Raw genomic sequence first — 18,813 nt, 5'->3', positions numbered from 1 at the left:
GCCTGGGCGGCCGGCTGTTCCGTTTATGTTTCCACCAGGACGGCGCGAGGCTATCTCTAACCCATGAAAGCCCAGCCGATTCGCGCAGCCGTCCGCATCATCGGGATCGATCCCGGCCTCCGCCGCACCGGCTGGGGCGTGATCGAGAGCGAGGGCAACCGGCTGATCTATGTCGGCTGCGGCTCGGTCGAGCCGCCCGACGATTTGCCGCTGGCCAACCGGCTCCTGGCGATTCACGAGGGGCTCGCCAAGGTCCTGAACGACTTCCAGCCGCTGGAAGCCGCGGTCGAGCAGACCTTCGTCAACAAGGACGGCGTCGCGACCTTGAAGCTCGGCCAGGCCCGCGGCATCGCCATGCTGGCGCCGGCGATGTTCGGAATTTCGGTCGCCGAATATGCCCCCAACCAGGTCAAGAAGACCGTGGTCGGAGCGGGCCATGCCGACAAGGGGCAGATCGCGGTGATGCTGAAGATCCTGCTGCCCAAAGCCGAGCCGCCGTCGGCGGACGCCGCCGATGCGCTGGCCATCGCCATCACCCACGCCCATCACCGCCAGGGTCAGGCGCTGCGCATGAAGGTGGCCGGCCTATGATCGGCAAGCTCAAGGGCCTGATCGACTCCACCACCGAGGATTTCGTGATCCTCGATGTCGGCGGCGTCGGCTACCAGGTGCACTGCTCGGCGCGTACCCTGCAGGCCTTGCCGTCACCGGGGGAAGCCGCCACATTATCGATCGAGACCTATGTGCGCGAGGACCAGATCAAGCTGTTCGGTTTTCGCTCGGATGTCGAACGGGAATGGTTTCGTCTTTTGCAGACCGTGCAAGGCGTCGGCGCCAAGGTCGCTCTTGCCGTGCTTGGCACCTTGCCGCCGGCCGATCTCGCCAACGCGATCGCGCTGCGCGACAAGGCCGCGGTGGCGCGCACGCCGGGCGTCGGGCCGAAGGTCGCCGAGCGCATCGTCACCGAGTTGAAGGACAAGGCGCCGGCTTTTGCGGATGTCGATCCCGGTGTGGTCAGGCTGTCCGGCGCGATCGAGGAATCCCGCGCGCCGCAGCCGATCGCGGATGCGATCTCCGCGCTCATCAATCTCGGCTACGGCCAGCCGCAAGCGGCCGCCGCGATCGCTGCCGCTTCGCGTGCCGCCGGCGACAAGGCCGAGACCGCGCAACTCATCCGCCTCGGCCTCAAGGAGCTGGCGAAATAGCCGCGCGCCGCTGTGACGGGAGCGCAGAAGGACAAACATCTCGACCATGGTGACCAAGAAGGACAAGGAGCTGATCGAGGCGGCGACTTTGGCGGTGAAGAACCGCTACCGCAACGATTGGCAGGAGGTCGGCGCGGCCATGCGCACCCGCGACGGCCGCATCATCACCGGCGTCAACATCGACGCTTATCTCGGCCGCAATGCCGTCTGCGCCGAAGCCATCGCGATCGGCCGCGCCATCACCGAGTTCGGCGATCACGGCATCGAGACCATCGTCGCGGTGCGCCACCCCAAGCCCGGTGAGCCCGGCGAGGTCGCGGTGGTCTCGCCCTGCGGCACCTGCCGCGAGCTGATCCATGACTATGATGCCAAGGCGCGCGTCATCGTGCCGTCCAACGGCAAGGGGCCTGCGGCGGTCACCATCGGCGAGCTGCTGCCGAACAAATACCGGCGCGGCAACGAATGAAGCCGCCCGCGCGCATGGTCAGTCCGGAGCGGCGCTCCGACGATGTCGGGGACACCGCGCTGCGTCCGCAGCAATTGTCGGAGTTCGTCGGCCAGCAGCAGGCGCGCGCCAATCTGTCGATCTTCATCGAGGCGGCGCGCAAGCGCGGCGAGGCGCTCGACCATGTGCTGTTCGTCGGCCCGCCCGGTCTCGGCAAGACGACGTTGGCGCAGATCGTCGCCCGCGAGCTCGGCGTCGGTTTTCGCGCGACCTCGGGGCCCGTGATTGCCAAGGCCGGCGATCTCGCGGCGCTGCTCACCAATCTCGAAGAGCGCGACGTGCTGTTCATCGACGAGATTCATCGCCTCAGCCCCGCGGTCGAGGAAGTGCTCTATCCGGCGATGGAGGATTTCCAGCTCGACCTCATCATCGGCGAGGGCCCGGCCGCGCGCTCTGTCAAGATCGATCTGTCGAAGTTCACGCTGGTCGGCGCGACGACACGCGCCGGCCTGCTGACCAATCCGCTGCGCGATCGCTTCGGCATTCCGATCCGGCTGAACTTCTACACGGTGGAAGAACTGGAAGGCATCGTGACGCGCGGCGCCCGCGTGCTGGGTGTCGGCATGACGCCTGATGGCGCCAACGAGATCGCCCGCCGCGCCCGCGGTACGCCGCGCATCGCCGGGCGGCTGCTGCGCCGTGTGCGCGACTTCGCCTCCGCCGCTAACGCCAGCGCGATCGATCGTGCCATTGCCGATCACGCGCTGAGCGCGCTGGAGGTCGATGCCGCGGGACTGGACGCCATGGACCGGCGCTATCTCTCGACCATCGCGCTGAACTACGGGGGTGGGCCGGTTGGCGTCGAGACCATGGCGGCGGCGCTCTCCGAGCCGCGCGACGCCATCGAGGACATCATCGAGCCCTATCTCATCCAATGCGGCTATCTGCAGCGCACCCCGCGCGGACGGCTGTTGACCTCGCATGCCTTCAAGCATCTCGGCATGGCCGAGCCCGCGAACCGCGATCCCAGCCAGATCGGCCTGTTCGGCAATGACGACGATGATTAACGAATCTGCTGACAATCTGCACAGACGCACCCGAAATCGGTTGCAATGAGCGGGGAAAAGGATTGCGTGCGAGGAGTTCGTCCATGCTGTCACGCCGCCGCTTTCTGAAATTCTCTGGCGCGTTCGCCGCCACCGGTTTTTCCACCGCCACCTATGGCGTCGGCATCGAGCCGCTCCGCCTCGGAGTCACCGACTACCACGTTCGCCCGCGCAACTGGCCGGCCGGCTTGAAGCTGAAGATCGCGGCGATCGCGGACATCCACGCCTGCGATCCCTGGATGTCGCTGGCGCATATCGACGGCATCGTCCAGCGAACCAACGCGCTGAAGCCCGACCTGATCGTCCTGCTCGGCGACTACGTCGCCGGTCACCGTCGTCATGTCGGGCGCATCGACGCCTCGGAGTGGGCTCCGGTTCTCGGCGGCCTGAAGGCGCCGCTCGGCGTCCACGCCATTCTCGGCAATCACGACTATTGGGATGACAGGACGGTGCAGCGCGACGGCCATGGCGCGCCCTTTGCCCAGAAAGCGCTCGAGGCTGTCGGCATTCCGGTCTATGAGAACGAGGTCGTCCGACTCACCAAGGATGGCCATGCCTTCTGGCTCGCCGGCCTCGGAGATCAACTCGCCTACATGGCCGCGCGGCGGTTTCGCCCGGTGCCGCGGATCGGCATTGATGATCTCGCAGGCACGCTACGCAAGGTCACGGACGGTGCGCCGGTCATCTTGCTGGCGCATGAGCCTGACGTGGCATTGCGCGTCCCGTCGCGGGTCTCGCTGCAACTGTCCGGTCATACGCATGGTGGCCAGGTGCGCGTGCTCGGCTGGTCGCCCGCCGTGCCGGCCCGCAACGGAGTCGACCTTGCTTATGGCCATATCCGCACGCAATGCGACGTGATCGTCTCCGGCGGTCTCGGCTGCAGCCTGATGCCCGTGCGGATCGGGATGCCGCCCGAGATCGTGCTTGTCACGGTCGGCGGGGAACCGATGGAGGTGACCTCTTGAGCTTGCGCTCGCGGCTCACTTGCGCGAAACGATCGCATTTCCGGCGATCGAGGATTTCCAGTGACCCAACCCCATCTCGACGGCGACATCCGCGACGGCCGCCACCACATGCAGGTCCGCGTCTACTACGAGGACACGGATTTTTCGGGCATCGTCTACCACGCCAACTACCTCCGCTTCATGGAGCGCGGCCGCACCAACCATCTGCGGCTGATGGGCGCCGAGCAGCATGCGCTGTTTGCGGAGGCTGCCACCGAAGCGCCGGGCTTCGCCTTCGTGGTCCGCTCGATGACGCTCGACTTCCTTCGGCCGGCGCGGATGGACGATGTGCTCGACGTCGTGACCTGGCCGATCGCGGTCAAGGGCGCCTCGATCACCCTGGCCCAGGAGGTGCGGCGGGCTGAGGAGGTGCTCGTCAAGGCCGATGTCCGGGTTGCCTTCATCAGCGGCGGCAAGGCGCAGCCCATTCCGAAGGCGCTGCGCGAGTTGATGAAGGCGGACCTCGCCTAATCGGTCAGGCCGGCGCGGCCGGCGAGATCTCCGGAGGCTTGCTCAGCAGTTCGCCGTCGCGGCGCAGACGTCCCGCTTCGAGAAGATCCTTGAGACCGTCCTGTACGACCTCGCGCAGCTGGGCGCTGGTCGATCCGAAGCCGAACAGCCGGGCGACCGCCTGGATCAGCTGGTCCTCCTCTGCGCCGAAATTCTGCTCCACCACCTGCATGATGGCCGTCTTGATCTCCTCCGGCGGCAACATCTCGGGCTTGCGCAGCGTCGACGATTGCACCTCCTCGCGGTTTCGGACAACGATCATCTGGCTCGGGACCGAGTAGAACGGACCTCCGGCGATCTGGCCCTTCGCCACCGCCGCGTTCAACGCCGCTTTCACCGCGTCGCGAATGCGATTGCCGGCGCGAGCGAGGCCCCAGGCCGATCGGATCCGAACGATGATTTCCGATTCATGCACCGGCCCCTCGACGGCGACGATCTCGACGACGTGCCGCGTCATGTTGGAGAGTGACGTCTCGTGCGGCTCGACCTCACGCCGCACCCGCAGCTTCGCCTCCTCGTAAGCAACAGCTGCCGGCGCCTGTGCGACAATCTCCAGGGGCCGGGACTCGGTCTGCTCTGGCGGCGGTTCGGCCGGCTTGGCCGGTGGTTCGGGCTGCGCCTCGGCGGCGCCTTGGTCGACCTCGCGCCAATGCGCCTTCGCGGCGTCGATTGCGCGCAGCACCTTCTCGGTCTCCTCCTTGGGGCGGAGAAACCAGTCCGTCGACCAGATCCGATGCAGCACCCAGCCATGTGCTTCCAGCACGTTCTGCCGCAGCCGATCGCGATCCCGCGCCGAGCGGGAGGCGTGATATTGCGCGCCGTCGCATTCGATGCCGAGCACGAAGCGGCCGGGCTTCTCAGGGTCGACGATCGCAAGATCGACGAAGAAGCCAGCGGTGCCGATCTGCGTCTTCACATCATGGCCTAGCGCCCGCAGCCTGGCAGCGACCTGCTCCTCGAAGACGGAGTCGGGATCGCGACCTGTCTCCTGCGCGATGCCGAGCTGGCCGGTCTGTGCGAAGGTCAGGAATGTCTTCAGCGCCGCGATGCCGTGACCCTTGGCGCGCGACAGGTCGATGTCGTCGCCGGTGATCGATGAGAACACCTCGCAGCGCAGCTTGGCACGGGAGATGAGCACATTCAGGCGGCGTTCGCCTCCGTCCGAGTTCAGCGGGCCGAAGCTCATCGAAACGAAGCCTTCCTTCGTCTTGCCGTAGCCGATCGAGATGAAGATGACGTCGCGCTCGTCGCCCTGAATGTTCTCGAGGTTCTTGACGAAGAACGGTTCGCTCGTGCCACGGGAGAAGAACTCCTCCGTATCGGGGCTCTCCTTGCGCAGGATTTCGAGCTGATCCTGAATGGCCTGGCGCTGCGCCACCGAGAAGGTCGCGACTCCCAGGCTTCGTTCCGGAGTCTCCCTCGCATGGCGCATGACGGCCTCGGCCACGAGGCGCGCCTCCCTGGGGTTGGTCCGGCTGCTGCCGCGCTCGTAATGCGCATCGGGGTTGTAGTTGAACTTCAGCCCCATGCCCGCCACGGCGTCATAGGGGCTCGGCACGATGAACAGCCGGTTGTCGTAGAACTGCTTGTTCGACACCGCGATCAGCGACTGGTGCTTGCTGCGATAATGCCAGTTCAGCATGCGATGCGACAGGCCCTTGGCCAGGCAGAGGTCGAGGATGCTCTCGGCGTCCTTCACCTGGAAGGTCGGCTGATCCTCGTCCTCGGTGTCGTCGTCATCATTGCCGGTCAGCTTCGCGAAGAAGCGCGTCGGCGGCAATTGCCGCTCGTCGCCGACCACCACCATCTGCCGGCAGCGCGCGACCGCGCCGAGCGCGTCGACCGGCTCGATCTGTGAGGCCTCGTCGACGACGAGCAGGTCGAATGCGATCGCGCCGGGCTTCAGGAACTGGGCCACCGACAGCGGGCTCATCAGGAAGATCGGCTTGATCTGCTGAATGACCGGACCCGCGCGCTCCAGCAATTGGCGGATCGGCAAATGATTGCGCTTCTTGGCGAGCTCGCCATTGAGCACGCCGAGCGGGCCGATGCCGCCGGCGTTGCGCGGCAGCGCCGCGGCATGCTCATAGGCGATCTGGTCGCGGGCAAGCTGCATGCGCTCGACGTCGAGCTTGCGGAAGCCATCGACCAGCCGGTCATGCGATTCGCCGTCGAACCGCTTGAGCTGCGGATGCTGGGCGAAGATCACGCTGCGCATGGCGTCGTAATAGGAATTATCGAAGGTCTGCTGCAGGGCATCGCCCGGCAGCGAGCCATCCAGCGCACGATCGACCAGCGCCGCGAGGCCGTCCGCACGGGCGAGGCGGACGCGCTCCATGAACGCGATCCAGCGGGTCAGGCGCTCGGTGGAGTTCTGCCACTCGGAGAGTGTCTGCGACAGCTCGCCGAGCCGCAGCTGATCGGCTGTGTCGAGCGGGATGCGGCCGGGCTCCAACTGCAGGAATTCGATCAGATGCCGAAGGCCCGAGGTCAGGCTCGCGAGATCGCTCCTGAATTGATCGATCGTTTGCCTGTCGTCAGAGGATAGCGAGAGAGTCGCCAGGCGTTGACGTACGTCCTTGATCGCTGACGATTTCGGGAAGGCGCTCCACCAGGCCGTCAGCTTTGCAAGAGCATCCCAGTCCGACTGCTCCTTCTGCCACGCGGTTCCAAAGGCCGCGCGGCCGGCACTCTCCACCTCCTCGAAGGATTTGCGCGCGGCTTGCGCGGCGATGAGACCGTCGATCAGCAGAAGCCGCTGATCGAGCGGCTTCGGCATCGGCACCTTCAGGTACGAAGCCAGCAGCGCCATCTGTCCGCGATAGCCGGCGCTGAGAAAGCGCAGCCAGGAACCGCCTTTCTCCGCGATCACCTTGCGGCAATCGACCATCGAGGCCTCCCAGGCGGACTCGACGAAGGCGGATTCGAACGCGGCTTTCAGCTTGGCGTAGCGGAGTCCCTTGTCGACGATGTCGGCAACATCTTGCGGCCGGCTCCAGATCGGGTTGCAGAAGGCTGTCTTGTCGCATTCGGGCATCGCGGCTGTGGCTTCGGCGAAGGCCAGCAGTCCGGCAGCGTCGGCGAACGTGACCGGTGGCGGCTCTTCGAGCCGTGTACTCACGCGCGCGGCGCCTGCGGTGGCGCGGCCGAGAACGCTTGCGACGTCGTCCAGCGATGTCCGCAGCTCCACCATCTCGGCCGGATCGAGCGCGTGACGGCCGACGCCGCGCCACGGGTGCAGATGAGGTGGCCCATCGGCTGCAATCCGCTCGGCGAGCTCTGCGATCAGCTCGCGTCGCCGCTCCAGGTTCAGCGGCGTCCAGGAGGGCGCGCCTTGCAATGGAAGCGCAGGCTGTGTGGAGGTCTGGCCGCAGCGTACGAGATGGCCAAGCAACCGGAACGGCGTGAGCTCGCTCGGCTGATGCGGCTGGTGCATCATGTCGGCGTGTCGGTTGAGACTGTCGCGACTGTCGGTCAGGCGCTGCACCAGGGTTGCCTCGGCACGCGGCGCTTGAGCGGCAGCCGATTTGCAGCGCTTCAGCTCCTCGAGCAGGACGCGCTTGTTCGCCTTGTTGGAGTGCAGTTCGAGCGCGAGGGACCCGAGCCCCACGGCTTTCAGCCGCCGATGCACGACGTCGAGCGCCGCCATCTTCTCGGCCACGAACAGCACCGTCTTCCCCTCGGCCGCAGCCGAGGCGATGATGTTGGTAATGGTCTGCGACTTGCCGGTGCCCGGCGGTCCCTTGACGACGAGATCGCGGCCGCGGACGACTTCCTCGATCACCACGGCCTGCGACGAATCCGCGTCGACGACGTGGTTCATCGCGATCGGCTGGATCACGGGATCGATCTTGCCGTTTTCGGCAACGATCGGCGCGGACGCTTCGAAGCCGTTCTGCAGCAGCGCCGTGATCAGCGGATGGCGGTCGAGCGCGCCGTCCGACGGCCAGTTCTCCGGATCGAGGTCGCGATACATCAGGAACTTGGAGAAGGAGAAGAAGCCGAGGACGATCGCGTCCGTCTTCACCTCCCATCCCTTCTTGTTCGCGACCGTCTCGGCGACGCCGGCCAGATATCCCGCGATATCGACATCGTCCTCGTCGCCGAAATCCGCGAGCTTCAATCCGAACTCGGCGTCGAGCTTGGCCTGCAAGGAAAGATTCGGCGAGGGTGGCTCGGCGCGCGAGACCAGATGAAACCGATCAGCCGCGCTGCTGCGTTCGAGTCGCACGGGTAGCAACACGAGCGGCGCGAAGCGCTCGGTGTCCGACTTGTCGTCCTCGAACCATTTCAGCAGTCCGAAGGCGAGATAGAGGATGTTGACGCCTTGTTCCTCCTCCAGCGTGCGCGCGTCGTACCAGATGTCGAGGAGGCGTTTCTGCAATGCCTCGGATGACAGGCGGGTCCGAAGGCGCGTGTCGGCTGGCCGAGGCTGTGGCTCCGAAACGTTGTCGGTCTGTCTTGTACTCGCAGGCGGCGCGCTGGGTTCAGGCAGCGGGAGAGCCGGAGCGGTGTCCGGCGCCTCCGCAGGCCGTTCCACCTTGTCTGCAGGCATGTCCGCCATTGTCGGCAGGAACGTGAAGCGCTTGCCTTCCCCGAGCAGCTCGAACAACGTCGCCGAGCGTGCGCCGACGATGTCGATGGTGCGGATGGTCTTGGTCTTGAGCGGGATGTGCACGAGCCGGTTGCGCGTGCCCAGATCGAGCAGCGCGCGCCGGTCCGCCAGCAATCGGTCTCTTACGGATGTGCTTGCCACGTGCAACCCTCCTGCGATTCGAGGATTGCAACTCGACGTCTTCGCGGTCAAGCATCCGATACCGAGGCGCCACGTTGATGCGCTGTCTCGCCCCCTCGATCGCTCTGCAGAGGAGGCGAGACAGGCATGCAGCTACGCCGCCGCCTTGTGCCGTGCGAGTTCCGCCTTGTAGAGCACGAACTCCTCGGCGATGGCGCGTGCGATCGATGGCCGTGCACGCAGGCGTTCGTAATAGGCCTTCACGGCCGGCCATTTGGCGAGCTCGACGGGCGGGGTCGCCATGGTCCAATTGATCACCGTCACCAGGTAGGCGTCAGCGACGGTGAAATGATCGAGGAGATACTCTCGGCCCTGCAGATGATTCTCGAGATGATCGAGCCGCGACAGATTCTTCTTCAGAACGTGCGTCTTCATCTCGTCGGGCGCGGTCTTGTCGAGGATGGGAATGAACAGGCCCTTGTGCAGCTCGGTGCCGATGAAGCAGAGCCATTGATGCAGCCGGCTACGGTCCATGCCGGGGCCGGTGCCGAGCTTCGCCGCGGGAAAGCGGTCTGCGACATATTGAAGGATCGCGGCGTTCTCGGTCAGCAGCTCGCCGTCGTCGGTGCGCAGGGTCGGAACGAGGCCGAGCGGATTCACGGCACGAAAATCGGATCCATCATTGAGGACGATCTTCGTCTTGGGATCCACCTCGAAATAACTCGCCGCGGCGTCAGCTTCGTATAGCGCGATGCGGGTGGCGAGCGAGCAGGCGAGCGGCGAGAAATACAGGTCCATGGACGTCTCCCTGGGCTCCGCGACGGGGAGCTTCGATTGATTTTTATACTGTCTCGCATAATATAGAGATGGTCAAGGAATTTAGTGCGAAATGGTACAAAAAAAGAAGGAGCCGCAAGGCGGCGCTTCCGGCGAGAAGGGTGCGACGCCTGCCGAGCCGAAGCGGCGCGGACGGCCGCGGGCCTATGAACCGGACGTGGCGCTCGGCAAGGCGCTCGATCTCTTTCGATCGACCGGCTTTGCGGCGACATCGCTGGATGATCTCAGCGCCGCGACGGGCATGAACCGGCCGAGCCTCTACGGCGCGTTCGGCGACAAGCGCGAGCTCTACATCAAGAGCTACCAGCGCTACCGCGACAACGCCCGTGCCGTCATGGGCGGGATCTTTCGCGACGACCGGCCGGTGCGGGAGCAATTGCAGAAGATCTTCGCAGCCGCGCTCGACATCTATCTCTCCGGCGAGGAGGGACCGCGTGGCTGCTTCACGGTGATGACCGCGGGCTCGGAGGCGGTCGCCGACCCCGACATCCGCGCCATGGTGCAGAACGCGCTGACCGAGCTGGACAAGGCGTTCGCGCAGTGCTTCCGCCGCGCCAAGGAAAAGGGCGAGTTGCCCGACAGCGCCGACCCCCTCGTATTGGCGCAACTCGCCTCGGCGACGGTCCACTCGATTGCGGTCCGGGCCCGGGCGCGGGTCCCGCGCCAGGAGCTGGAGGCGATCGTCGCCGGCGCGATCGATGTGATGGTGGGTCGAAAATAGCCCCTCAGTACCCCCTGACGCGATCGACGAGGTTGCGCAACGCGCCGCCGGATTCGAAGGTCGCGATCTGCTCGGCGACATAGCGTGAGATCGCGTCGGCGTCGGTGTCGGCGGCATTGTGCGGTGTCAGCACCACCTTCGGATGGGTCCAGAACGGGCTGTCGGCCGGCAGCGGCTCCTGGCCGAACACGTCGAGCGACACTCCGCCCAGCGTACCCTCGTCCAGACAGGCGAGGATGTCGGCCTCGTTCTGCAGGCCGCCGCGGCCGGCATTGATCATGACGGGCGCGCCGAGCGGCGAGCTGCGCCGCAGCTTTGCGAACATCTTGCGGTCGAGAATGCCGCGGGTGTCCGGCGTCAGCGGCAGCAGCGACACCAAGATGTCGGTCCGCGCCAGGAACGCATCGAGCTGCGCCGCACCGTGAAAGCACTCGATGCCGTCGGCCTGCTTCTCGCTGCGGCTCCAACCTGCGACCTGAAAGCCGAGCCGCTTGAGCACCTCGGCTGCATCGATCCCGAGCGTGCCCAGTCCGAGAATGCCGACGCCGATCGCGGCGGCGGGCCACTGATATTTCGGTGCCCAGCGCTTCGCGCGCTGCGATTCGCGCAGATACAGCTCCTGTCGATGATGCATCAGCACGTGCAGCACGACCCATTCGGTCATCCGCTGCGTGAGGTCGTCGACCGCGACCCGGACCAGCGGCAGGCTCGGCAGCGTCTTGTCGGCCATCAGTGCATCGACGCCGGCGCCGAGATTGAAGATGACGCGCAGGTTCGGAAAGCCCGCGAGCTCGCCGGGGACCGGTTTCCACACGGCGGCGTAGTGCACGTCGGCGGGGTCGAGGCCCGCATCGGGCAGCAGCACGACGGGACGGTCGCCGCAGACATCGTCGAAACGCGCCTTCCAGCGCTGTGGCGACCAGTTGTCGGTGCCGCCATGGATCAGGAGCGCCAGCGCGCCTTTGGTCATCGGAGGATCCTCGAGCTTTGAGTGACCTGTCCCACATACCAGATCGCGCGGGCAGGCCAATCTCCGCTCCATCAACACGGAGATAACGCCATGCGCAAATTCCTTCTCGCGACCGCATTGATCATCGCGCCGGCCGCGGTCCAGGCCCAGACCATCGATGTCGGCTCGATCCTGTCGGCCAACGGCATTTCCATCGGCAAGGGAGGCGGGCAGACGCAGGCCGCCGGTCAGCAGGGTGGTGCCGCGCCGGGGACGGCGCAAGGGGCCGGCAACCCCGGCGGTCAGAGCGCTGCAGGGCAGGGGCAAGGCCAGTCGCAGCAACGGCAGGCCGGGCGCGGCAAACAGCCGCGCGAGAGCGCCCAGGAGACGCGTGCGCGCAACATCGCGGCCAAGTACGGCATCTCCTGGTAGGCGGGTCGTTCCTGCCGGCGGAACCTCGCGAAAATTCTTCGCCGGCCTGTCGGCTCCGGGCATACTCCGCCGTCTTGAAGACGAAGGGAGATGTCTGCCGATGCTGTACGCGCTGCTTTGCTATCACGACGAGGATGTCGTCTGCGCCTGGAGCAAGGACCAGGATGCCGCGGTCATGGCCAAGCTCGCGGTGATCCAGGAGAAGCTCGCCAGTCAGGGGCGGCTCGGGCCGGTGGCCCGGCTGCTGCCGACCACGGCCGCGACGACGCTGCGCAAGGAGGATCCACCGCTCGTCATCGACGGCCCCTACGCCGAGACCAAGGAGCAGCTGCTCGGCTTCTACCTCGTCGATTGCGCCAATCTCGACGAGGCGCTCGAGGTCGCGCGCGAGCTCGGCGAGGCCAATCCCGGCGGCTCCTACGAGATCCGTCCCGTCGGCACGTTCAGGCCCGGCGGAGCGCTGGCATGAGCGATGCGGCCTGGATCGACGCGGCCCTGACATCAGCACGTCCCCAGGCCGTCGGCGCATTGCTGCGCTATTTTCGCGACCTCGACGCGGCGGAGGAGGCGTTCCAGAACGCTTGCCTGCGTGCGCTCAAGAGCTGGCCGCAGAACGGTCCGCCGCGCGATCCCGCGGCGTGGCTGATCATGGTCGGCCGCAATGCGGGAATCGACGATGTCCGGCGCGTCCGCCGCGAGCAGCCGCTGCCGGAGGACGAGGCGATCTCCGATCTCGACGACGCCGAGAGCGCCATCGCCGACAGGCTCGACGGCTCGCATTATCGCGACGACATCCTTCGTCTGCTATTCATCTGCTGCCACAAGGAGCTGCCCGCGACGCAGCAGATCGCGCTGGCGCTGCGCGTGGTGTCCGGCCTGACGGTCAAGCAGATCGCGCGCGCCTTCCTGGTCAGTGAGGCCGCGATGGAGCAGCGCATCACCCGGGCCAAGGCGCGGGTGGCGCAGGCCAACGTGCCGTTCGAGACGCCGGGCGCGGTCGAGCGCTCCGAGCGCCTGCTGGCGGTCGCTGCCATGATCTATCTGATCTTCAACGAGGGCTATTCCGCCAGCGGCGAGACCGCGGAGCTGCGCAAGCCGTTGTCGGAGGAGGCGATCCGGCTGGCGCGGCTGCTGCTGCGGCTGTTTCCGGGCGAGCCCGAGATCATGGGGCTGACGGCGCTGCTGCTGTTGCAGCATGCCCGCACCGAAGCCCGCTTCGATGCGGAGGGACTGCCGATCCTGCTGGAGGACCAGGACCGCACGCTGTGGAATCAGCCGATGATCGCGGAAGGCCTGGCGCTGATCGACAAGGCGATGCGGCATCGGCGCAGCGGTCCTTACCAGATCCAGGCTGCGATCGCGGCGCTGCATGCGCGCGCGGCCAAGCCCGACGAGACCGATTGGACCCAGATCGACCTGTTGTATGGCGCGCTCGAAGTGGTGCAGCCGTCGCCGGTGGTGACGCTCAACCGCGCCGTGGCCGTCTCCAAGGTGCGCGGCGCCCAGGCCGCGCTCGACCTGATCGCGCCGCTCGAGACGCGGCTGGCCAACTATTTCTATTTCTTCGGCGTGCGCGGCGCGCTCTTGATGCAGCTCGGGCGCAATGACGAGGCCCGGACGGCGTTCGACCGCGCCATCGCGCTGGCGCACAGCTCGGCGGAGGCTGCGCATATCCGCATGCAGCTCGACCGGCTGATGCGCGACAGCGCGACCGTGCAGGTCCGGGCGAACCCGTAACGGGCGCCTGAGGACCGGCTCGAAATTTTTTGCACCATTGTCGGATGCGCGATAGGTCCGTCGTCCTTGGAACAGCATCACTGAGGGGAGCCTGGAATGTCGATGATCACCCTGGACCAGCCGGTCTCGCGCGCCGAGTTGTGGGGCGGCCGCATCCTGAGCGGGCTGGTCATCCTGTTCCTGCTGTTCGACGGCGCGATCAAGCTCATCCCGCTCGGTGTCGTCACTCAGACCATGGATCAGATGGGCTATGGCGGCAGCGACGGCATGGCGCGCGCGCTCGGGCTGCTCACGCTGCTCTGCACCGCGCTCTATGCGCTGCCGGCGACCTCGCTGCTCGGCGCGATCCTGCTCACTGGCTATCTCGGCGGCGCTATCGCCTCGCATGTCCGCATCGGCAGTCCGCTGTTCAGCCACGTGCTGTTCGGTCTCTATCTCGGGCTGATGGTGTGGGGCGGATTGTGGCTGCGCGACCGCCGCCTGCGCGCGCTGCTGCCGCTGCGCTGAGATGTGACGGGTTCAACCAAGGAGGATGACATGATCTGCCCCTATCTCACCTTCAACGGCGACTGCGAGCAGGCCCTCAAGCATTATGGCGAGGTGCTCGGCGCCAAGGTCGACATGATGATGCGCTATGGCGAGGCTCCGCCGGAGATGCCGTCCGCGCCGGAGCACAAGGACAGGATCATGCATGTCCGCTTCTCGATCGGCGGGAGTGTCGTGATGGCCTCCGACTCGCCGCCCGAATATTATCAAGGCAAGCCGCACGGCATCTCGGTCTCGCTGCAGATCGCAGATCCGGCCGAGGCCGAACGCAAGTTCAAGGCGCTGCTCGAAGGTGGTGCCATCACCATGCCGTTCGGCCAGACCTTCTGGTCCAAGGGCTTCGGCATGGGAGTCGACCGCTTCGGTATTCCCTGGATGATCAACTCCCCGGCTGACGGCTACGAGGCCTGATGCCGCTAGCGGCAGGAGGCGTACATCGCCTTGAGCTCGCGCCCGCGCAACAGCAGAAGCCGCGACGTCAAGCCGCCGCGGCGCTCGATCCAGCTGCGCACTGGTGTGGGGTAGGTCTGCAGCACCAGCTTCGACGCCTCGGGCTCGGCATAGACGCGGCCGCGCCGGTCGATCGAACGGGCGGCGTGAAAGCCGAGCGAGGCGCGCCGCGTCACGCAGATGCGCTCCTCCGGCACGACGCTCAGCACCAGCGTGCAGGCCGACAAACAAGGGCCGTCGATCACGACGCGCTCGCCGGATGCGCGCACCTTCTCGAACAAGGCGAGGAACGGTCCGACCTCGCCGCCCGGCGAGGAGATGATGCGGACATCGGCACGCGCCAGCATGGTCGCGATCGCCCACAAGGCGATCGCGAGCAGCAGGGTCAGGATGATGCGCACTCGGCTCGGCATCGTCGTCTCAGGCGTTCCTGCGTTGACCGCGCAACGTCGGCAGTCCGATTCCGGCGGCATCGAATCCACCGTCCACGGCCAGCACCTGCCCGGTGATGTAGCTCGATCGCTCGGAGCTGAGGAAGAAGATGGCTTCCGCGAGCTCCTCTTCAAGCCCGTAGCGGTTGAGCGGAATGGCATCGTGATAGTCGGCGCGGATCTCCGGCGTATGCACCGCCTTGGCCATCGCGGTCTCGACCGGACCTGGTGCCACCGCGTTGACGCGAATGCCGGCCGAGGCGAGTTCGACCGCGAGCTGCTTGGTCAGATGCGCCAGCGCCGCCTTGCTGGTGCCGTAGGCCGAGCGCAGCGTCGAGGCACGCACGGCTGAGATCGAGGTGATGTTGACGATCGCGCCGCCGTGCTCGCGCATCAACGGCACCGCCGCCCGCGTACACAGGAACGGCCCGGTCAGGTTGACGTCGAGGATGCGCTGCCAGTCGGTCTCGCTGGTTTCCATGATCGGCGCGAAGCGGGCGACGCCGGCATTGTTCACCAGCGCATCGAGGCGGCCGAACCGTCCGTTGATGCGCTCCAGGGCGTCGGCCACCATCGCCGCATCCGAGACGTCGCAATGCAGCGCGAGGGTTCGCTGGGGGCAGTCGAGCGCTGACGTGGCATCGTCGAGCAGCTTCGTCTCGATGTCGAGCAGCGCCACGCGCCAGCCCTCGTCCAGAAATCTCTTGGCGGTCGCCAGTCCGATGCCGCGCGCCGCCCCGGTGATCAGGGCGACCTTTTCGCTCGTCGTCGTCGGTAATTCCGTCACGGCAATCGGCTCCCTTGGCCGGCGGCCCGGCTCTTGCTCTTGTGGTTGCTAATACGGCCTTCCTAACGCGTGGTTCCTAACACGCGCGGTGCGGAGCCGCTGTGAAGGCCGTCACATTTGTCAGTGTGCGTTCAATCCAGCTCCGCCCCCCCAGCGCAGCGAAGATCGCGGCCCTTGTCAAACAGCCAGGGGTAGTAACAAGCGCGCCGGTTCGCGTTCTCGCGGCGCGGCAGCGTCCGAGTCTTGTCGGTATCGGTGTCCCTCGCAATCGGAGGGAGCAGGGAAGGCCGGGAGCTCGCCGCCCCCATGGCCCCCGTGCGGTAAGAGTGCACGGGGCAGGAACCACAGGTTCGGCTGGGACATCCCGGCCCTCCCTGCGCGACGGTCTGACGGCTTATACGTGCTCTCCCCGGGGACCGGCTGTCTTGCCCCCGTTTTTGCCACAATGCGCACACGCACCGGACACGGCATCAGCGTCGGGATGCCAGGACCACACGATTTCGCCGTACGCGCCACGTTGTTCGTCTGCGTGTCCTCTTCTGAGCATGATCTTGTCGGAAAGCTGTGGCGCAATGGGCGTCGACAGCCTCCGGTTCCGAATCATGCTCCACGCTGCAACATCGACGCGTCCACCGCATCCCGCTCCCAACGTTCGTGACGACCGCGAAACGTCCCTCTCGATCGGCAGCAGGACATGGTTAAGAGACCAGATATTCTGGAAAAACGAAACGAGAAAATTTTTGCGGGAAGGACTGGACAGAGGTGATCGGCTTGAAAGTCTTCACGAAAAAAGCTCTGTGGCGCAGCGTGGAAGCGGTCGGAGCAGAGCCTTCGGGAAAGCTTTCCGTGGGGCATGCGACGGTCACGCCGCGGGTTGATTTGCCCGTCGGGTCGGCCTTTGGACGAATCCTGAACCCGTAGCGTAGAGTTTAAGAGTCTCGGTAGAATCGACATGGGCGGTCAGGTCATCAGCCACCGAATCATACCTTCCTTCCAAAGCACCGAGCCCCAGGCGCTGCCGGGCGGCTTGCTGCGCGCGCGTCGCGCGCTGCTGCTGTCCTGCGTGGTGCTCGGCCTTGCGGCGAACGGCGCTGTCTCGGCGGAAGTTCCGGCCGCGGCAAAACCCGCAGCCACGGAGCAGGCCGCCTCACCGCCACAGCCATCGCAATCGCAGACTTCGCAATCTCAGACGTCGCAGTCGCAGCCTGCACAATCCCAGCCGCCGCAGTCGCCGCCTCCGCAACAGGCGTTGCAGAAAACGGAGCCTGAGACGGTGGGACGGCCGGCGGAAGCGCCGACGCAGGGGCCCAAGGTCGTCCTGCCGTCGAGCGACCCGGCCAAGCCGGCCACGGCCGAGCGCAAGACCGACCCGCGCACCGCCGGCCGCGACACCAAGGATGGCAAGGACGCCAAGAACCTGTCGGTCCCGCAGCGGGTGCTGCCGGCCGACGTGGCGCAGATGATCGGCCGCAAGATCTGGCTCAATGAAGCGGGCGGCCGGCGCGACGCCATCACGTCGTGGAATGCCGGTGAGCAATTCGCCTCGCTCGGGATCGGCCATTTCATCTGGTACCCCGTCACGGCGAAGCCGCCGTTCGAGGAGGGCTTCCCGGGGCTGGTCGCGTTTCTGCGCAAGGGCAAGACGCCGCTCCCGGCCTGGCTCGACAAGAACCCGGTCCCGCCTTGTCCGTGGAACAGCCGGGCCGAGTTCAAGAAGAATTTCAACTCGCCGCAGATGCGCCAGTTGCGGCAGTTCCTGCTCGATACGATCGCCGAGCAGACGCAGTTCCTGGTGGCGCGCGCGCAGGGCGCGATGGACAAGATCCTGGCCAACACGCCCGACGGTGCCGAGCGCGAGCACATCGTCGCGCAATATTCGCGTGTCGTGCGCGCCTCCGACGACCTCTATCCGCTGATCGACTACATCAACTTCAAGGGCGAGGGCACCAATCCCGCCGAGACCGCGGTCGACAAGGAAACCGGACAGCGTCAGGGCTGGGGTCTCAAGCAGGTGCTGCTCAAGATGAACGGCACCACCACCGAGCCGAAGGCCGTCCTCGCGGAATATTCCGACGCCGTGCAGGTCGTCCTGCAGCAGCGGGTTCGCAACCTGCCCTCCAACCGCGTCTGGGAGGCAGGCTGGCTACGCCGCGCCGAGACCTACCGCCGCCCGATTGCACAGCTCGAGCAGGTGCCCGAGCGACCGATGCGGAAATCATCGCGCTATAGGGCCGACAACACGCCGTTCTGAGGAAGATCGACCGGCGCGAGCCATTCGATCCACGCGGCTCGGCGCCGCTGCGAATCAGATGTTGGACGTCCCGGCTTTGTTGGCGGCGACGATCTTCTGATACGCCGCCTGCAGCCGCTCGCCGACGCTTGGTCCAGCCTTCCTGCGCTTTTTCACGCCGAGATGGATCTCGCGCAGCTCGTCCATGAACTCGGCCCACATCCTGGGCCCGCCTTCCATCAACAGCTTGGCCCGGATACCGAGCTCCTCCGACACCGGCAGATATTTGTAACCCCAGCCGGCCATCTGCGCGAGGATCGGCAACAGCTCGATGCCCTGCTCGGTCAGGGAGTAGATCCCCTTCTGCTTATGGCTCGGATCATCCTCACGGCTGATGATGCCGGCCGCGAGCAGCGTCTTCAGCCGGTCGGCCAGAATGTTCGAGGAGATGCCTTCCTCCGAGCCGGCGAGCAGCTCGCGATAGTGCCGGCGATTCCCGAACATCAGGTCGCGGATGATCAGCAGGCTCCATTTGTCGCCGACCACTTCGAGCGTGAGGTTGATCGGGCAGCCGGAGCGCTGAACGTCTGACATTGAAAACTCATCGGCGGAGTCGCGAATAACCGCTTGCAATATCGCATCGGTCCCGGCATTCTCAAACTGCTTGCAAAATGAAAGCAGTTAGGGA

19 protein-coding genes are annotated in these 18,813 nt (G+C 66.0%); 13 read left to right on the top strand and 6 right to left on the bottom strand.

Features of this window, described 5'->3' with window-relative positions; all coding sequences use genetic code 11:
• Positions 1-63: 63 nt before the first annotated feature.
• The 6 genes from ruvC to ybgC all read left to right on the top strand — a co-directional run bounded on the left by ruvC (position 64) and on the right by ybgC (position 4,231).
• Entirely contained in the window at positions 64-591 is a 528-nt protein-coding gene (gene ruvC, locus QX108_RS31525; RefSeq protein WP_012046730.1) for a crossover junction endodeoxyribonuclease RuvC, read from the top strand.
• A complete protein-coding gene (ruvA, locus tag QX108_RS31520; protein ID WP_315786300.1) occupies positions 588-1,205 on the top strand; it encodes a Holliday junction branch migration protein RuvA in 618 nt (205 codons plus the stop codon). The genes ruvC and ruvA overlap by 4 nt, the downstream gene beginning before the upstream one ends.
• 46 nt (positions 1,206-1,251) lie before the next feature.
• Positions 1,252-1,671 carry a cytidine deaminase gene (locus tag QX108_RS31515; protein WP_315724553.1) on the top strand — a complete coding sequence of 140 codons (420 nt, stop codon included), beginning with the start codon at positions 1,252-1,254 and terminating at the stop codon, positions 1,669-1,671.
• Positions 1,668-2,717, top strand: coding sequence for a Holliday junction branch migration DNA helicase RuvB (ruvB, locus tag QX108_RS31510; RefSeq protein ID WP_172109983.1), 1,050 nt, complete (start codon positions 1,668-1,670; stop codon positions 2,715-2,717). The genes QX108_RS31515 and ruvB overlap by 4 nt, the downstream gene beginning before the upstream one ends.
• Before the next feature lie 83 nt (positions 2,718-2,800).
• Positions 2,801-3,721, top strand: coding sequence for a metallophosphoesterase (locus QX108_RS31505; protein WP_315786297.1), 921 nt, complete (start codon positions 2,801-2,803; stop codon positions 3,719-3,721).
• Positions 3,722-3,781: 60 nt separating this feature from the next.
• Entirely contained in the window at positions 3,782-4,231 is a 450-nt protein-coding gene (gene ybgC, locus QX108_RS31500; RefSeq protein ID WP_315786295.1) for a tol-pal system-associated acyl-CoA thioesterase, read from the top strand.
• A gap of 4 nt (positions 4,232-4,235) precedes the next feature.
• Here ybgC and QX108_RS31495 read toward each other — a convergent pair whose 3' ends face one another.
• Both QX108_RS31495 and QX108_RS31490 read right to left on the bottom strand, forming a co-directional pair.
• Complete coding sequence (locus QX108_RS31495; RefSeq protein WP_315786293.1) at positions 4,236-9,026, bottom strand: DUF3320 domain-containing protein; 4,791 nt, start codon at positions 9,024-9,026, stop codon at positions 4,236-4,238.
• 132 nt (positions 9,027-9,158) lie between these two features.
• Positions 9,159-9,803 carry a glutathione binding-like protein gene (locus QX108_RS31490; RefSeq protein WP_315786290.1) on the bottom strand — a complete coding sequence of 215 codons (645 nt, stop codon included), beginning with the start codon at positions 9,801-9,803 and terminating at the stop codon, positions 9,159-9,161.
• 91 nt (positions 9,804-9,894) lie between these two features.
• Between QX108_RS31490 and QX108_RS31485 the strand changes: the two genes are divergently transcribed.
• Positions 9,895-10,563 carry a TetR/AcrR family transcriptional regulator gene (locus QX108_RS31485; RefSeq protein ID WP_315786288.1) on the top strand — a complete coding sequence of 223 codons (669 nt, stop codon included), beginning with the start codon at positions 9,895-9,897 and terminating at the stop codon, positions 10,561-10,563.
• Between the two features lie 4 nt (positions 10,564-10,567).
• On the opposite strand, the gene QX108_RS31480 is transcribed toward QX108_RS31485, so the two are convergent.
• Positions 10,568-11,533: a glyoxylate/hydroxypyruvate reductase A gene (locus QX108_RS31480; RefSeq protein WP_315786287.1), complete on the bottom strand. Its 966-nt coding sequence runs from the start codon at positions 11,531-11,533 to the stop codon at positions 10,568-10,570.
• A gap of 90 nt (positions 11,534-11,623) precedes the next feature.
• Here QX108_RS31480 and QX108_RS31475 point away from each other — a divergent pair, with 90 nt between their 5' ends.
• From QX108_RS31475 to QX108_RS31455, 5 genes are all read left to right on the top strand, one after another.
• A complete protein-coding gene (locus QX108_RS31475; RefSeq protein WP_315786285.1) occupies positions 11,624-11,944 on the top strand; it encodes a hypothetical protein in 321 nt (106 codons plus the stop codon).
• Between the two features lie 100 nt (positions 11,945-12,044).
• Positions 12,045-12,413 (top strand): YciI family protein, encoded by a 369-nt coding sequence (locus QX108_RS31470; RefSeq protein WP_172109975.1) that lies wholly within the window; start codon positions 12,045-12,047, stop codon positions 12,411-12,413.
• Entirely contained in the window at positions 12,410-13,681 is a 1,272-nt protein-coding gene (locus tag QX108_RS31465; protein WP_315724571.1) for an RNA polymerase sigma factor, read from the top strand. Before QX108_RS31470 ends, QX108_RS31465 begins: the two co-directional genes overlap by 4 nt.
• 138 nt (positions 13,682-13,819) lie before the next feature.
• Positions 13,820-14,188: a DoxX family protein gene (locus QX108_RS31460; RefSeq protein ID WP_315726617.1), complete on the top strand. Its 369-nt coding sequence runs from the start codon at positions 13,820-13,822 to the stop codon at positions 14,186-14,188.
• Between the two features lie 30 nt (positions 14,189-14,218).
• Positions 14,219-14,638, top strand: coding sequence for a VOC family protein (locus QX108_RS31455; RefSeq protein WP_315724573.1), 420 nt, complete (start codon positions 14,219-14,221; stop codon positions 14,636-14,638).
• A 5-nt stretch (positions 14,639-14,643) separates the two neighbouring features.
• Here the strand turns inward: QX108_RS31455 and QX108_RS31450 are convergent, their stop codons facing one another.
• Positions 14,644-15,090 (bottom strand): hypothetical protein, encoded by a 447-nt coding sequence (locus QX108_RS31450; protein ID WP_315724575.1) that lies wholly within the window; start codon positions 15,088-15,090, stop codon positions 14,644-14,646.
• A gap of 7 nt (positions 15,091-15,097) precedes the next feature.
• Positions 15,098-15,895, bottom strand: a complete 798-nt coding sequence (locus tag QX108_RS31445; RefSeq protein WP_315786282.1) for an SDR family oxidoreductase — start codon at positions 15,893-15,895, stop codon at positions 15,098-15,100.
• A gap of 952 nt (positions 15,896-16,847) precedes the next feature.
• Between QX108_RS31445 and QX108_RS31440 the strand changes: the two genes are divergently transcribed.
• Positions 16,848-18,146 (top strand): hypothetical protein, encoded by a 1,299-nt coding sequence (locus tag QX108_RS31440; protein ID WP_315786279.1) that lies wholly within the window; start codon positions 16,848-16,850, stop codon positions 18,144-18,146.
• Positions 18,147-18,200: 54 nt separating this feature from the next.
• Here QX108_RS31440 and QX108_RS31435 read toward each other — a convergent pair whose 3' ends face one another.
• Entirely contained in the window at positions 18,201-18,719 is a 519-nt protein-coding gene (locus QX108_RS31435; protein WP_315786277.1) for a helix-turn-helix domain-containing protein, read from the bottom strand.
• Positions 18,720-18,813 lie beyond the last annotated feature (94 nt).

It is taken from the genome of Bradyrhizobium sp. SZCCHNR1002 (assembly GCF_032381435.1).
Classification (GTDB): domain Bacteria; phylum Pseudomonadota; class Alphaproteobacteria; order Rhizobiales; family Xanthobacteraceae; genus Bradyrhizobium; species Bradyrhizobium aeschynomenes.
The sequence above is the reverse complement of the archived record's forward strand: the minus strand, read 5'-3'. Positions and strand labels throughout refer to the sequence as shown.